Here is a 12,947-nt window from a genome sequence, read left to right as displayed (position 1 = left end):
CCTTCGTCAGTGCCGGTCCAAGATTCGGCAGGCGCGTCCGGGGGCGCCACGCCCCTCGCTCCGCACGGTGAGACCGCGGTCCGTGCCCTGAGTCGCGCCTTCTAGACTGGTGACCCATGATGTCCTCCCTCGACCTGCGCGGGCGCACGCTCGACGTGCGCTTCCTGCGCAAGGCCCTGCCACGAGCCGAGTTCGACGTCACGGCAGCCCTCGAGCAGGTGCGGCCGATCTGTGAGGACGTCGAGCATCGCGGGGCCGTGGCCCTGCGCGACCTCGGCGAGCGGTTCGACGGCGTTCGGCCGACCCACCTGCGGGTGCCGCGCGGCGTGCTGCAGTCCGCGCTCGACCGGCTCGACCCCGACCTGCGCGCCGCGCTCGAGGAGTCCATCCGTCGCGCCCGCATCGTCCACGCCGCCCAGCGTCGTACCGACACGACGACCGAGGTCGTCCCCGGCGGCACCGTCACCGAGCGGTGGGTGCCCGTCGACCGCGTCGGTCTCTACGTGCCCGGTGGACTCGCGGTCTACCCGAGCAGCGTCATCATGAACGTCGTCCCGGCCCAGCTCGCCGAGGTCGGTTCGCTGGCCGTCGCGTCCCCGCCGCAGCGCGAGAACGTCGGCGAGTTCGCCGGCTACCCGAACCCGACGATCCTCGCGGCGTGCGCGCTCCTCGGCGTCGACGAGGTGTATGCCGTCGGCGGCGCGCAGGCAGTCGCGATGTTCGCGCACGGCTTCGTCGACGACGACCCCCGGTGGGGCGAGGTCGACGGCGAGCCGGTCGTGTGCGACCCCGTCTCGCTCGTCACCGGGCCCGGCAACATCTGGGTCGTCGCCGCAAAGCGCCTGCTCAAGGGCCTCATCGGCATCGATGCGGAGGCCGGTCCCACCGAGATCGCGATCCTCGCCGACGACTCCGCTGACGCCGACCACGTGGCCGCCGACCTCGTGAGCCAGGCCGAGCACGACCCGCTCGCGGCCTCGGTGCTCGTCACCGACAGCGAGGAGCTCGCCGAGGAGACCCGCCGCGCCCTGGCCCGCCGGGTGCCGGCCACGAAGTACGCCGAGCGCGTCACCGAGGCGCTCGAGGGCACGCAGTCGCGCATCGTCCTCGTCGACGACGTCGACGCCGGCCTCGCGGTCGTCAACGCGTATGCCGCCGAGCACCTCGAGATCCAGACCCGCGACGCCGCAGACGTCGCCGCGCGCGTGCGCAACGCCGGTGCCGTCTTCGTCGGTCCGCACAGCCCGGTGAGCCTCGGCGACTACGCCGCCGGGTCCAACCACGTCCTGCCCACCGCAGGCTGCGCGTGCCACTCGAGCGGCCTGTCGGTGCAGTCCTTCCTGCGGGGCATCCACGTCGTCGACTACGACGAGCCCGCCCTGCGCGGGGTCGCCCGCCACGTCGTCACGCTCGCCCAGGCCGAGGACCTCCCGGCCCACGGCGAAGCCGTGACGGCGCGCTTCGGCGACGAGGTCCCCCGGTGAACGACGGACCGACCGACCGACCGAGCGCCGCCGACGAGGTCCAGCGGCTGCTCCGGCCCGACCTGCGCGGTCGCACGCCGTACGGCGCGCCGCAGCTCGACGTGCCGGTCCGGCTCAACACCAACGAGAACTCCTACCCGGTGCCCCAGGTCGTCGTCGACGCCGTCGTCGCGGCGCTCGCCGACGACGTCGCCTCGCTCAACCGCTACCCCGACCGCGAGTTCACCGACCTGCGCAAGGCCCTGACGGCATACCTCGAGAAGCAGTCGGGGGTGTCGGTGACGCCCGAGCAGGTGTGGGCCGGCAACGGCTCCAACGAGGTGCTCTCGCACATCGTGCAGGCCTTCGGCGGCCACGGCCGGGTCGCGCTCGGCTTCACGCCGAGCTACTCGATGCACCCCATCATCAGCGAGACGCACGGCACCACATGGGTCGACGGGCTCCGATCTGCCGCAACCGATCCCGATGCCTTCGACCTGACCGCAGAGTCGGCTGCGCAGCAGGCCCGGGCGCACGACCCGTCGATCGTGTTCCTCTGCTCGCCCAACAACCCGACCGGCACGGCGCTGCCGTTCGAGGTCATCGGTGCCGTGCTCGAGGCGGCCCCGAACGCTGTCGTCGTCGTCGACGAGGCGTACGCCGAGTTCGCCCGACCGGGCACGCGGTCAGCACTGACGCTGCTCGCCGAGCACCCCAGGCTCGTCGTGACGCGCACCATGAGCAAGGCGTTCGCCTTCGCCGGAGGTCGCCTCGGCTACCTCATGGCGGCCCCCGAGCTCGTCGACGCGCTGCGCCTCGTCCGGCTGCCCTACCACCTGAGCAGCCCGACGCAGACGATCGCCCGCATTGCCCTCGAGCACGCCGACGTCATGCTCGGCACGGTCGAGGTCATCAAGCACCAGCGCGACCGGATCGTCGACCGTCTCGCCGCGCTCGGTGCGCGCCCCGTCGCCAGCGACAGCAACTTCGTCCTCTTCGGCGGCCTCCGAGACGAGAAGGCCACGTGGGAGGCCCTGCTCGACGAGGGCGTCCTCGTCCGCGACATGGGCATCGCCCACCACCTGCGCGTCACGGCGGGCGACCCCCACGAGACGACCGCGTTCCTCGAGGCCATGACGCGCCTCGCCCCCGCCCACGTCCTCCCCAGCAGCGCCGACCGGCAGGAGCCCCCCGCATGAGCCCCACCAGCCGCACCGCGAAGATCAGCCGTGCGACGTCCGAGTCGTCCGTCGAGCTCTGGCTCGACCTCGACGGCACCGGCACGTCCGACATCTCGACCGGCGTCCCGTTCTACGACCACATGCTCCACTCGCTGAGCAAGCACTCGCTCATCGACCTCACCGTCAAGGCCACGGGAGACGTCGACGTCGACGTGCACCACACGGTCGAGGACACGGCGATCGTCCTCGGCCAGGCCCTGCGCGAGGCGCTCGGCGACAAGGCCGGCATCTCCCGCTTCGGGGACGCCACGGTCCCGCTCGACGAGGCCCTGTGCCACGCCGTCGTCGACGTCGCCGGTCGTCCGTACGTCGTGCACGAGGGCGAGCCGGAGGGCCAGCAGTACGCCCTCATCGGTGGCCACTTCACCGGCTCGATGACACGGCACGTCCTCGAGTCCTTCGCCTACAACGCCGGACTGTGCCTGCACGTGCGCGTCCTCGCGGGCCGCGACCCCCACCACATCGTCGAGGCGCAGTTCAAGGCCGTGGCGCGCGCGCTCCGGGCGGCCATCGCACCCGACCCCCGCGTCGTCGGGATCCCGAGCGCCAAGGGAGCGCTCTGACGATGGTGGCTCGTCGATGAGCGCCGGCGTCGTCGTCCTCGACTACGGCAGCGGCAACGTCCGGTCGGCCGTGCGTGCCCTCGAGCGGGTCGGTGCCACGGTCACCCTGACGTCCGACCCCGTCCGTGCCCTCGAGGCCGACGGACTCTTCGTGCCCGGTGTCGGCAACTTCCACGCCTGCATCGCAGGACTCGCGGCCGCGCACGGTCCCCGCATCATCGGCCGGCGGATCAGCGGCGGCCGAGCCGTCCTCGGGGTCTGCGTCGGCATGCAGGCCCTCTTCGACGGCTCGACCGAGCCCTCCGACCATCCCCTCGAGGGGCTCGCGGAGTGGCCCGGCACCGTCGAGCGGCTCCCGGCCGACGTCGTGCCGCACATGGGCTGGTCCGAGGTCGAGGTCGCCGAGGGCTCGCGCCTCTTCGCCGGCGTCGAGCACGAGCGCTTCTACTTCGTCCACTCCTACGCGGTCCAGCAGTGGACGCTCGAGGCCACCGGCGCCTTCGCCCGGGTCGCACCTGCGGTCACGTGGGCGCGCCACGGTGCGAGGTTCGTCGCGGCGGTCGAGAATGGGCCCCTGAGCGCGACCCAGTTCCACCCCGAGAAGTCCGGCGACGCCGGTCTGCACCTGCTCGAGAACTGGGTCCGCGACCTGTGACCGGGTTGCCGTCCGCCGACTGACCGGAGGGCGGGGCCTCGACGAGGAGTGGATCGTGGCGACGAGGAAGACAGCGAGCAGCTCCGGCAGCGCGAGCAGGAAGCGCACGGCCAGGACGTCTCGGAGTGCGACGAAGAGCACGACCGGGCGGACCGCGTCGTCGACCCGGCGGACCTCGTCCGGCGCGCTCTATCCGCGGCGCCGGAACAGCCGCCCGGGCCTGCCGACGACGGTGGGCACGGCACTGGGCACGCTCGTCGTGACGACCCTGCTCGACCTGTCCTGGCCGGTGCGTCTCGTCCTGGTCGCCGTGGTGGTGGTCGCCGGCCTGGGGTACGTCCTCTGGCATCACCGGACCGAGATCACCGCCGGGGGAGGCGCTGACATCACACCGGACGGCCCTTCCGCTCCGGACATGGCTCCCGCGCCGGGCGGCGACGAGCCGACCGCACCGGCCACCCCGTCGTCCCCCACGGCCCGGCCCGCCCCGCCGGCCGCGCCGGAGCCGTAGCGCCGATCAGCGCAGGCGGTCTCGGTCGACGACGCGTGGATCGACGTCCCAGAGCCGTGCGACGTGAGAGGCGTCGGTGCCACAGCACCCTCCGACCACGGTGACACCCGTGAGACGTCCGACCACCCGGTCGTGTCCGGCCGAGATCGTCTCGAGGTCGCCCGCGTCCAGGTCGTCGGCGTCGTCGAGCTCCGCATGACTGCGCGTCGACGCGTTGTAACGCAGCCCGAGCAGCCTGCTGCGCCAAGCGCTCCCGTCGTCGGCGTCCAGCCCTGCGAGCACGTGCTCCGGGTGGGCGCAGTTGACGAGGTAGTAGTCAGGTGCCTCCCGGTCGTCGACCTCGGAGATCGTCTCGGCCAGCGTCGTCCGGTCAGGAAGGCGCCCGTCGACCTCGACCGTGAACGAGATCGCCACGGGCAGCCCCTGCTCCCGGCACGACTGCGTGATCCCGATCGCCTCGCCCGCTGTGGTGAGCGTGTAGGCCGTGACGACGTCGACGCCCGCCTCGGCGAAGGCCGCCACCTGGGCGTGGTGGTATTCCGCGGCCTCGGCCGGGTTCGGCGCACCGGCACTGCGGTAGCCGTCGCCCCGTGGGCCCACCACTCCCACGACGACGACGTCCTGCAGCCCGAGCTCGGCGGCGTACCGGCGACGCAGCGACCGGAGCAGGTCGACGGCGTCCGCGTTGGCACGGTCCAGGTCGGTCGTCGAGTGCCCGAGCCGCGCGCCCCAGTCCCGGTTGGCACGCCACGTCGGTGACTCGAGGAGCAGGCCGGCCCCGGCCCGGGCAGCGATGGAGGCGTAGCCGTCGTAGTAGTCCGTGAGCAGCGCGCGGCCGGCCGCGTCCCACAGCAGCGGGTACGCGGCGAACTCCTCCAGCTCGACCCCGTGGTTGAAGATGAGGTCCGTCTCCAGGCCACCGTCCGTCACCATCGGCCGACCGGCCAGCTGTGGCAGGTGCTGCATGTCGACTCCCGTGCGTCGCGAGGTTCGGGTCACCCCGGTGTACCAGACGCCACTGCGGGGCACGGGCAGAACGCGGGGAAGGCGCCCGCGCCGTGGTGGGCGCGCGATCCACGGACCGACACGCCGGGAGCGCCGCCGCGGGCACACGGCATACTCGGTGGTCGCACGTCCGGGGTCCCGAATCCGGGAAACTACCGGACACACCTGACACACCTGACACCGACACACCGACCACGACCGCGACGGTCGTGAACGACCCGAGGAGCCGACCCGATGACCGGCCAGCACCACGCCGCCCAGCCCCATCTCGAGCTGCTGCCCGCCGTCGACATCGCCGGTGGCCGTGCCGTCCAGCTGGTCCAGGGCGTCGCCGGCACGGGGGGCGAGTTCGGCGACCCGTGGGAGGCCGCGCTGCGCTGGCAGGAGCAGGGGGCGGAGTGGATCCACCTCGTCGATCTCGACGCCGCCTTCGGTCGCGGCAGCAACCGCGACCTCATCGCCTCGATCGTGGGCCGGCTCGACCTGCAGGTCGAGCTCTCCGGTGGCATCCGCGACACGGAGTCGCTCGACGCGGCGCTCGCCACGGGCTGCCGCCGCGTCAACATCGGCACCGCCGCGCTCGAGGATCCCGAGTGGACGGCGTCGATCATCGCCGCGCACGGTGACCGCGTCGCCATCGGCCTCGACGTCCGGGGCACGACGCTCGCGGCCCGCGGATGGACCCGCGAGGGCGGCGACCTCTGGGAGACGCTCGCCCGCCTCGATGCCGAGGGCTGTGCGCGCTACGTCGTGACGGACGTCAACAAGGACGGCATGCTCCAGGGGCCCAACGTGCAGCTCCTGCGCGACGTCTGTGCACGAACCGACCGGCCGGTGGTCGCCAGCGGTGGCGTCTCCACCCTGCAGGACATCGCCGCGATCCGCGAGATCGTCGGGGAGGGCGTCGAGGGGGCGATCGTCGGCTCGGCGCTCTACCGGGGCGCGTTCACGTTGTCCGAGGCCCTCGAGGTCGCCGGACGCCCGGCGTCATGACCGCGTCGGCTCCCGGTTCCGGTCGCCATGACGAGCAGGGGCGCCCCGCCGACTCTGCCGGTCAGGCGTGGGAGGGCAAGTCGATCCCGTCGCACGGCTTCTCCGGCGACACCGGCGCAGCAGACGCCGACCTCGTCGCCGCGCTGGCGGCGGCGCACGACGCCCCCGATGACGACGCGGAGACCTCGATCATGGAGCACGCCGCGCGGGCTCGATGGCTCGTCCCCGTGGTCGCTGTGGCGTCCGAGGTCGACGAGTCCGGACCGCACGCCGTCGACACCCGCAGCGACATGGCCGCCGTGACCCTGACCTCCCCCGACGGGTCGCGAGCACTGCCGATGTTCACCTCCCTCGAGAGCCTCGCCGCGTGGGACCCGAGCGCCCGGCCCGTGCCGGTCCGCGCGGCCGCCGCAGCCCAGGCAGCGATCAGCGAGGAGTGCCAGGTGCTCCTCGTCGACGTCGCCTCGCCCCACGCGACGGTGCTGCGGCCGAGCATGCTGTGGGCGCTCGCGCAGGAGCGCGCGTGGGAGCCCAGCCACCGTGACGCCCATGTCGCGGCTGCCGTACGAGCAGCCGTCGAGGCCGAGCAGCAGGTCGTGGGCCACCGCCTGGAGGCCGGGGAGCCCGCCGGCGCCGGCGTGCTGAGGGTCGTGCTGTCCCTCGAGCGCGGCCTCGAGGCCGACGTCGTCGGGGCCGTCGCGACACGGATCGGGGAGCGGATCGCGACCGACGGCGAGACCCGTGCGAGGATCGATGCTCTGACCTTCGCGCTCGAAGCGGCGCGCTGAGCACATCACCCGTGGAGGTGCCGGACGTGGACACCACACCCCAGACGACTCGGGAGCGAGACCCCGAGGTGCCTCCCGCGACGGCCGGCGCCGGAGCTGCCGCTGACCGCTCGAGCGGGACCAGCCGCTCCGGTGCCCGGTCGGGCGGACGGTCGGGCGGACGGTCGGGCGGACGGTCGGGCGGGGGCTCGACCGGCTCGAGCGGTCCTCTCGGCTTCATCGTCGACCCGGCCCTCGACGCCCAGCGTCGCCGCGACCTGCGGCAGATGCGGCTCGTCGCCACCGGCCTCCTCGTGTTCGCCGCGATCGTCTACGTCCTCACGCGCGGGCACGACGACGGGCTGCTCGGCTTCGTCAACGCCGGCGCCGAGGCCTCGATGGTGGGCGCCTGCGCCGACTGGTTCGCCGTCACCGCCATCTTCCGGCACCCGCTCGGGCTCCCGATCCCGCACACGGCCCTCATCCCGCGCAAGAAGGAGATGATCGGGCGCAGCCTGGAGGAGTTCGTCAGCGAGAACTTCATGCGCGAGGACATCATCCGCGAGCGGGTGCTCGACGCCGAGCCCACCCGGCGGGCGGCCGAGTGGGCGCTGGCTCCGGGCCACAGCAAGCGGCTCGTCGACGAGGTCGCTACGGTCACGGTCCACGCGCTGCACCGGATCCCCGACGAGGACGTCCGCGCCGTCATCGAGCAGGCGCTCCTCCCGCGCCTCGCGCAGGAGCCGATCAGCTCGCTGGCCGGCGGCCTGCTCGACCAGGTGGTGCGCGACGAGGCCCACGTCGGCCTCGTCGACCTCGCGCTCGACGAGGTGCGCGTCTGGCTCGTCGACAACGAGGACGTCTTCGAGTCGCTCATCACGCAGCGCGCCCCGGCGTGGGTGCCCGACGCGATCAACGACATCGTGGCCCGCAAGGTCCACGTCGAGGCGCTCAAGTGGCTGGCCGACATCCGCAACGACCCACGGCACGACGTCCGCCTCGCGCTCGACAAGCTGCTCATCGACCTCGCCGACGACCTCCAGCACGACCCCGTCACGCAGGCCAAGGCCGAGCGCCTCAAGGAGCGCGTGCTGTCGCATCCGCAGGTGGCCGACACGGCGATGTCGCTGTGGGCCTCGTTCCGTGCCGTCGTCGTCGCCGCCCTCGAGGACGAGGACGGGCCCGTGCGCGCCCGCGCCGTGACCGAGGTGACGGCACTCGCCGAGCGGCTCCTCGCCGACGCCGCGCTGCGTGACCGCATCGACACGCGCATCTGCGACGCGACGATCTACGCCGTCGACCGCTACGGCACCGAGCTGACGAGGATCATCAGCGACACCGTCGACCGGTGGGACGGCAAGGAGACGGCCGAGCGCGTCGAGCTCCAGGTGGGCCGCGACCTGCAGTTCATCCGCATCAACGGCACCCTCGTCGGCGGGCTCATCGGCATGCTCATCCACGCCGTCTCCATCCTCCTGCCCTCCTGACGCGGCCCAGCCGCCCGACCCGGCGCGCTCAGGCTCCGGTGTCGAGGCGCTCGGTCACCTGCCGCAGGGTGCGGTGCAGGTCGAGCATCTCCTGGCGCGACAGACCGCTCCGCACCGCGATCTGGTGCGGGACGTCCCCGAGGGCGGCGAGGCGGTCGTGACCGGCGGGGGTGGCCGACACGAGCACCCGTCGCTCGTCCTCGGGGTCGCGGACGCGCTCCACGAGCCCGGCGGCCTCCATCCGCTTGAGCAGCGGTGAGAGTGTGCCCGAGTCGAGGCGCAGGTGCTCGCCGAGCCCGCTCACGGTCAGCGGGCCGTGCTCGCCGACGGTCATGAGGGCGATGTACTGCGGGTAGGAGAGCCCGTGCTCCGCCAGCAGCTCGCGGTAGACGGCGTCGAACGCCCGCACGGTCGTGTGCATGGCGTAGCAGATCTGCTGCTCGAGGCTCAGGGCGCCGGCGGGGGAGGTCGGATTGGACGGGCTCATGACTCAAGCGTACTATCAAATTGCGCACAATCTAATTGTTGGCAACACAAGGAGCCGTGATGAGCACCACCACCCAGACCGCCCAGTACGTCGCCTCGGCCACCGCCTCCGGACGCGAGGGTCGCGCCGTCACGTCCGACGGTCGCCTCGACGTCACGCTCGCCGCACCCCGCGAGCTCGGCGGCAGTGGCGAGGGCACGAACCCCGAGCAGCTCTTCGCCGCGGGGTATGCCGCATGCTTCGCGAGCGCTCTCGGGCTCGTCGCGCGCAAGCGCCGCGTCGAGGACTTCGACGTCGCCGTGACCGCTGACGTCAGCCTCTCCGGCTCGTCGGGCACCGGCTTCGGCCTCGGTGTCGTGCTCCATGTCGAGCTGCCCGAGGGCCTCGACCCGCAGCTGGCCCGTGAGCTCGTCGACACGGCGCACGAGGTGTGCCCCTACTCCAACGCGACGCGCGGCAACATCCCCGTCGAGATCGTCGTCGACTGACGTCATCCGACCGCAGAAGCATCCCATCCGCACGACCAGAACCGCTGTCCCAGAAGGAGACCCGATGACCAACCCCCGAGAGGTCCAGCTCGTCAGCCGTCCCGTCGGCTGGCCCACCCCTGACGACTTCGCCCTCGTCGAGAGCGCAGCCGTCGACCTCGCCGACGGCCAGGTCCGCGTCCGCAACGAGGTCATGTCGGTCGACCCCTACATGCGCGGTCGCATGAGCGACGCCAAGTCCTACGCCGAGCCGTATGCGCTGGGGCAGGCCATGCACGGCGGCGCGGTCGGTGTCGTCACCGAGTCGCGGGCCGACGGCGTCACCGTCGGGGACCACGTGCTCCACGGCCTCGGCTGGCGCGAGGAGGCCGTCGTCGACGGCTCCGCAGTCCGTGTCGTCGACACGTCGGTGGCCCCGGCGTCCGCGTACCTCGGCGTGCTCGGCATGACCGGCCTCACGGCATACGCCGGCCTGACCCGTGTCGCGCAGATCAAGGAGGGGGACGTCGTCTTCGTCTCCGGCGCGGCCGGGGCCGTCGGCAGCGTCGTCGGCCAGGTGGCCAAGGCGCTGGGCGCCAGCCGGGTCATCGGCAGCGCCGGCTCGCAGGAGAAGGTCGACCACCTGCTGGACGACCTCGGCTTCGACGCCGCTTTCAACTACAAGGACGGACGCGTCTCCGACCTGCTCCGCGAGGCCGCGCCCGACGGTGTCGACGTCTACTTCGACAACGTCGGCGGCGACCACCTCGAGGCCGCCATCGGTTCGCTGCGGCTCGGCGGCCGCATCGCGATCTGCGGCGCGATCTCGGTCTACAACGACACCGAGCCGGCCCCGGGCCCGCGCAACCTCGCGCGCCTCATCCAGACCCGTGGCACCATCACGGGCTTCCTCGTCGGCGATCACTGGGACCTCGCTGGTGAGTACGCCCAGCGCGCGGCCGGCTGGATCGCGGACGGCACTCTGACCTCGCGCGAGACGTTCGTCGACGGGATCGACCACGCCGTCGACGCCTTCCTCGGGGTCCTGCGCGGGGAGAACGTCGGCAAGATGGTCGTCCGCCTCTGAGGGCGCCGCACGTCGGACGAAGGGCGGGTGCTTCGGCACCCGCCCTTCGCCGTCGCTGGGGTCCCTGCGCGACGTCAGCCCCCGAGCAGGTCCTTGGCCTTGTCGGCCGGCAGCAGGTCGTGGCGCAGCGGCTCGCGCACGAACGACCCGGTGCCGTGCGACACCGACCGGAGGTCGATGGGGTAGCGCGACAGCTCTGCCGAAGGCACCTCGGCGTGCACCACGGTCCAGCCGCCCTCCGGGCCCATCCCGTCGGCCGGCTCGGTCCCGAGCACCTGCCCTCGACGTCCACGCAGGTCCGACATGACTGCGCCGAGGTACTCGTCGGCGATGGTGATGTCGACGCGGTCGATGGGCTCCAGCAGCGCCATCGTCGAGGCGTTCGCCGCCTCCTTGAGAGCCAGCGCCGCGGCGGTCTGGAAGGCGACGTCGGACGAGTCGACGGAGTGCGACTTGCCGTCGGTGAGCGTGACGCGGACGTCGACGACCGGGTGGCCGGTGAGCAGCCCCTTCTCGAGCTGGAGCCGGGCTCCCTTCTCGACGGACGGGATGAACTGGCGCGGCACGGCCCCGCCCACGACCCTGTCGACGAACTCGAAGCCCGAGCCGCGCGGCAGCGGCTCGATGACGATCGAGCACACGGCGTACTGCCCGTGACCGCCCGACTGCTTGACGTGCCGACCCTGGACCGAGCACGTGCGCACGAAGGTCTCGCGCAGCGCGGTCCGGTAGGGCTCGGCCGTCACCGTGACGCCGTAGCGCTCGGCGAGCTGCTCGATGAGGTCGTCGACGTGGGCCTGACCCATCGTCCAGAGCACGACCTGGTCCGTCTCGTGCGAGTGCTCCATGCGCATCGTGACGTCCTCGGCCACGAGCCGTTGCAGCGCCCCGCCGAGCTTGTCGTCGTCGGACTTCGTCGCCGCGCGGATCGCGACGGGCAGCTGCGGCTCGGGGAGCAGCCACGGCTCGACGACCGCGGGCCGGTCGACGGAGGACAGGGTGTCGGACGTCTCGGCATGGGTCAGCTTCGTCACGAGCGCGAGGTCGCCGGCGATGGCGGTGCCGCGGGGGCGGTGCGACTCGATGAAGGGCGACGCGAGCGGGCCGACGCGCTCGTCGTCGTCATGGGCCGGGTGGCCGGCGACCTCGTGCCCGACGAAGTCACCGAGGTGTCCGGACACGTGGACGGTCTCGTCGACCCGGAGCGTGCCGGAGAAGACGCGCACGAGCGACAGGCGCCCGACGTAGGGGTCGGTCGTCGTGCGCACCACTTCGGCCACGAGCGGCTGCGACGGGTCACACGTCACGCCCTTGACGGGGCCACCGACCGGCGACGTGACGGTCGGCAGCGGGTGCACGGTCGGGTCGGGGAAGGCCCTCTCGATCATCCCGAGCAGCTCATCGGTGCCCGCACCGGTCAGGGGCGAGACCGGGACGATCGGGAAGAACGTGCCCTGGGCGATCGCGGTGCGCAGGTCGCCGAGCAGGGAGTCGGTGTCGAGGGTCTCGCCCTCGAGGTAGCGGTCGAGCAGCGTCGCGTCCTCGGACTCCTCGATGACGGACTCGATGAGGGCCGACCGCGCCTCGTCGTGCTCGGCGGACGTCTCGCCGGTCAGCAGGCCCACGACCCCGGTGACCGAGCCGTCCTCGACGACGGGCCAGTGGGTGGCCCGGGCGTCGCCGAACGTGCGACGACACATCTCGACCGTCGCGGCGAAGTCGGCGCGCGGCTGGTCGAGGTGGGTCACGACGACGGCTCGCGGCATCCCGACGGCCGCGCACTCGCGCCACAGCAGCGACACGGGCCGGTCGATGTCGTCGGCGCCCGAGACGACGAAGACGGCGGCGTCCGCGGCCCGGAGGCCCGCGCGGAGGTCGCCGACGAAGTCCGGGTAGCCCGGGGTGTCGAGGAGGTTGAGGGTGACGGCGCCGGACTCGAACGAGGCGGCGACGAGGGTCGTGGTGCGGACGTGGTCGCCCAGGGAGGTGCGCTGACCGGGGACCCGTGCCGCGACGAGCGCCTCGAAGAGTGCGGTCTTGCCGGCCCCGCCGGGTCCGACCAGCACGACGTTGCGGATGTCCTGCGGCGAGGCGGGGTTGGGGGCCGCAGGAAGATCTGATCTGCCGGGCGTCTTTGCCATGCCCCCACCCAACTCCTGTCGCCCAGCCGTCACAAGACCCATCGCGTATGCCGCCCGCCGGCTCAGGCGGCATCCCCGAG

The 12,947-nt window shown here is 72.6% G+C and carries 13 protein-coding genes; 10 read left to right on the top strand and 3 right to left on the bottom strand.

Going from position 1 to position 12,947, the window contains the following annotated elements; translation table 11 throughout:
- Window positions 1-116 precede the first annotated feature (116 nt).
- The 5 genes from hisD to NR112_RS16065 are packed head-to-tail and all read left to right on the top strand — an operon-like array spanning window position 117 to window position 4,433.
- Window positions 117-1,484, top strand: coding sequence for a histidinol dehydrogenase (gene hisD / locus NR112_RS16085; protein WP_256795322.1), 1,368 nt, complete (start codon window positions 117-119; stop codon window positions 1,482-1,484).
- Complete coding sequence (locus NR112_RS16080) at window positions 1,481-2,662, top strand: histidinol-phosphate transaminase (protein ID WP_256795321.1); 1,182 nt, start codon at window positions 1,481-1,483, stop codon at window positions 2,660-2,662. The genes hisD and NR112_RS16080 overlap by 4 nt, the downstream gene beginning before the upstream one ends.
- Window positions 2,659-3,267 (top strand): imidazoleglycerol-phosphate dehydratase HisB, encoded by a 609-nt coding sequence (hisB, locus tag NR112_RS16075; RefSeq protein WP_056776294.1) that lies wholly within the window; start codon window positions 2,659-2,661, stop codon window positions 3,265-3,267. The genes NR112_RS16080 and hisB overlap by 4 nt, the downstream gene beginning before the upstream one ends.
- A 16-nt stretch (window positions 3,268-3,283) precedes the next feature.
- Entirely contained in the window at window positions 3,284-3,922 is a 639-nt protein-coding gene (gene hisH, locus NR112_RS16070) for an imidazole glycerol phosphate synthase subunit HisH (RefSeq protein ID WP_256795320.1), read from the top strand.
- Between the two features lie 55 nt (window positions 3,923-3,977).
- Window positions 3,978-4,433 carry a hypothetical protein gene (locus NR112_RS16065; RefSeq protein ID WP_256795319.1) on the top strand — a complete coding sequence of 152 codons (456 nt, stop codon included), beginning with the start codon at window positions 3,978-3,980 and terminating at the stop codon, window positions 4,431-4,433.
- Window positions 4,434-4,439: 6 nt separating this feature from the next.
- Here NR112_RS16065 and NR112_RS16060 read toward each other — a convergent pair whose 3' ends face one another.
- Complete coding sequence (locus NR112_RS16060) at window positions 4,440-5,399, bottom strand: homocysteine S-methyltransferase family protein (protein ID WP_256795318.1); 960 nt, start codon at window positions 5,397-5,399, stop codon at window positions 4,440-4,442.
- A 273-nt stretch (window positions 5,400-5,672) separates the two neighbouring features.
- Here NR112_RS16060 and priA point away from each other — a divergent pair, with 273 nt between their 5' ends.
- From priA to NR112_RS16045, 3 genes are read left to right on the top strand one after another with little or no spacing between them, the layout of a single operon-like run.
- Window positions 5,673-6,431 (top strand): bifunctional 1-(5-phosphoribosyl)-5-((5-phosphoribosylamino)methylideneamino)imidazole-4-carboxamide isomerase/phosphoribosylanthranilate isomerase PriA, encoded by a 759-nt coding sequence (gene priA, locus NR112_RS16055; RefSeq protein WP_256795317.1) that lies wholly within the window; start codon window positions 5,673-5,675, stop codon window positions 6,429-6,431.
- Window positions 6,428-7,219, top strand: coding sequence for an SseB family protein (locus NR112_RS16050; protein ID WP_256795316.1), 792 nt, complete (start codon window positions 6,428-6,430; stop codon window positions 7,217-7,219). Before priA ends, NR112_RS16050 begins: the two co-directional genes overlap by 4 nt.
- A 26-nt stretch (window positions 7,220-7,245) precedes the next feature.
- The gene (locus NR112_RS16045; protein WP_256795315.1) at window positions 7,246-8,685 is read left to right on the top strand and encodes a DUF445 domain-containing protein; all 1,440 of its coding nucleotides are present in this window, start codon (window positions 7,246-7,248) and stop codon (window positions 8,683-8,685) included.
- Window positions 8,686-8,713: 28 nt separating this feature from the next.
- Here the strand turns inward: NR112_RS16045 and NR112_RS16040 are convergent, their stop codons facing one another.
- On the bottom strand, window positions 8,714-9,172 hold the full coding sequence (locus NR112_RS16040; RefSeq protein ID WP_256795314.1) for a MarR family winged helix-turn-helix transcriptional regulator: 459 nt from the start codon (window positions 9,170-9,172) through the stop codon (window positions 8,714-8,716).
- Between the two features lie 59 nt (window positions 9,173-9,231).
- On the opposite strand from NR112_RS16040, the gene NR112_RS16035 reads away from it, so the two are divergent.
- Entirely contained in the window at window positions 9,232-9,660 is a 429-nt protein-coding gene (locus tag NR112_RS16035; RefSeq protein WP_256795313.1) for an organic hydroperoxide resistance protein, read from the top strand.
- Window positions 9,661-9,724: 64 nt separating this feature from the next.
- Window positions 9,725-10,726, top strand: a complete 1,002-nt coding sequence (locus tag NR112_RS16030) for an NADP-dependent oxidoreductase (protein ID WP_256795312.1) — start codon at window positions 9,725-9,727, stop codon at window positions 10,724-10,726.
- Between the two features lie 74 nt (window positions 10,727-10,800).
- On the opposite strand, the gene NR112_RS16025 is transcribed toward NR112_RS16030, so the two are convergent.
- Window positions 10,801-12,867, bottom strand: a complete 2,067-nt coding sequence (locus NR112_RS16025) for an elongation factor G-like protein EF-G2 (protein ID WP_256795311.1) — start codon at window positions 12,865-12,867, stop codon at window positions 10,801-10,803.
- Window positions 12,868-12,947 lie beyond the last annotated feature (80 nt).

It is taken from the genome of Terrabacter sp. Ter38 (assembly GCF_024519435.1).
Classification (GTDB): domain Bacteria; phylum Actinomycetota; class Actinomycetes; order Actinomycetales; family Dermatophilaceae; genus Terrabacter.
This window is presented reverse-complemented; position numbering and strand designations above follow the sequence as displayed.

What these genes read in the sequence shown, in the direction of transcription:
- hisD (WP_256795322.1), top strand. Translation starts at nt 117, where the DNA reads ATGATGTCCTCCCTCGACCTGCGCGGGCGCACGCTCGACGTGCGCTTC.
- hisB (WP_056776294.1), top strand. Translation starts at nt 2,659, where the DNA reads ATGAGCCCCACCAGCCGCACCGCGAAGATCAGCCGTGCGACGTCCGAG.
- hisH (WP_256795320.1), top strand. Translation starts at nt 3,284, where the DNA reads ATGAGCGCCGGCGTCGTCGTCCTCGACTACGGCAGCGGCAACGTCCGG.
- NR112_RS16060 (WP_256795318.1), bottom strand. Translation starts at nt 5,399, where the DNA reads ATGCAGCACCTGCCACAGCTGGCCGGTCGGCCGATGGTGACGGACGGT.
- priA (WP_256795317.1), top strand. Translation starts at nt 5,673, where the DNA reads ATGACCGGCCAGCACCACGCCGCCCAGCCCCATCTCGAGCTGCTGCCC.
- NR112_RS16050 (WP_256795316.1), top strand. Translation starts at nt 6,428, where the DNA reads ATGACCGCGTCGGCTCCCGGTTCCGGTCGCCATGACGAGCAGGGGCGC.
- NR112_RS16040 (WP_256795314.1), bottom strand. Translation starts at nt 9,172, where the DNA reads ATGAGCCCGTCCAATCCGACCTCCCCCGCCGGCGCCCTGAGCCTCGAG.
- NR112_RS16035 (WP_256795313.1), top strand. Translation starts at nt 9,232, where the DNA reads ATGAGCACCACCACCCAGACCGCCCAGTACGTCGCCTCGGCCACCGCC.
- NR112_RS16030 (WP_256795312.1), top strand. Translation starts at nt 9,725, where the DNA reads ATGACCAACCCCCGAGAGGTCCAGCTCGTCAGCCGTCCCGTCGGCTGG.
- NR112_RS16025 (WP_256795311.1), bottom strand. Translation starts at nt 12,867, where the DNA reads ATGGCAAAGACGCCCGGCAGATCAGATCTTCCTGCGGCCCCCAACCCC.